The sequence below is a fragment of the Sphingomonas sp. STIS6.2 genome (assembly GCF_000732685.2).
Taxonomy (GTDB): Bacteria; Pseudomonadota; Alphaproteobacteria; order Sphingomonadales; family Sphingomonadaceae; genus Sphingomonas; species Sphingomonas aerolata.
In genome coordinates, this window is record NZ_JPDP02000151.1 from 1 (window position 1) to 1,121 (window position 1,121).

Sequence of the window (1,121 nt, forward strand, 5' to 3'; positions counted from 1 at the left end):
CAAGGTTGCACCTGATAACGCTGCCCTCGTCACCGCAGCATTAGCGGGCCACACAGACTGAGACATGCGGTCGAGCTTTCCCGAAAAGGAACGGCAAGCGAGACGGCGGAGGCGTTCTCGGAATCGATGGTAAATCGGGAAAGCTTCTCACCCTCGACCACGATCGGCTAGGTGATGGGACATGAAAGTCCGTCCCACAGCTCGTTCTCTTTGCCGGCTCTTGATGACGACGCTGGCGCTTGTCGGCTTCGCTTGCTTGGCAGTCCCCGTGTCCGCTGAAGGATCTCCGCCGGCAAAGGCCGGTCGGGTCGTCGCGATCACCTTCGATGATCTCCCGTATGCCAGCGACGGGCCGCCCGTCTCCCCCGACGCCGCTAACGCAGCACAGCGCCAGATCGTCAGCGCCCTGCGGCGCGCTCGCGTTCCTGCAACCGGCTTCGTCAACGAGGACAAGGTGCAGGCACTTGGGCCTGCTGGTCCTCGCCTACTTGGCGAGTGGAACACAGGCCTCCTAGCTCTCGGCAATCACGGCTACAGCCATTTTGATAGCAACGACCTCGACGTTGCGGAAATCGAGAAGGAGGTCATGAAGGGGGAAGCAACCATCCGGCCAATGGCGACATCGAGCGATCGTCCCATCCCGTTCTTCCGCTTTCCCTACAACCACGTCGGCGACACCGAGACTAAGCGGCTCGGGATCGAAAGGCTTCTCGCCAGTCATGGCTACAGACTGGCCGCATCGACGATTGATACGTCCGATTACCTGTTCAACAGCGCCTACGAACGCGCCTTCATCGAGCGGGATAAGGCCATGATGCAGCGGGTCGCGCGGGCCTATTTGGATCATACCCGCGTCCAGATCGCCTATTATGGCGACCTAGACCGCAAGGTCCTCGGCCGCGATGTGCCGGCGATCATGCTACTGCACGCCAACCGCTTGAATGCCGCGACGATCGAGCCGCTACTCGGCCTATTCCGGTCAGCCGGCTACGGGTTCGTTTCGCTCACGCAGGCACAAGCGGACCCGGCCTATTCGGCGATGCCTGCGGTCGCGACGAAGTTCGGTCCCATGTGGGCGTACCGATGGGCGCGGGAACGACAGGTGAAGGTTGACGGGCGGC

At 61.9% G+C, this 1,121-nt stretch carries 1 protein-coding gene; it reads left to right on the forward strand.

What is annotated here, in order from left to right; genetic code table 11:
- Positions 1–223 precede the first annotated feature (223 nt).
- Positions 224–1,121 (forward strand): polysaccharide deacetylase family protein (locus sphst_RS14645; protein ID WP_107045753.1); only part of this gene is annotated, 898 nt, incomplete at its 3' end.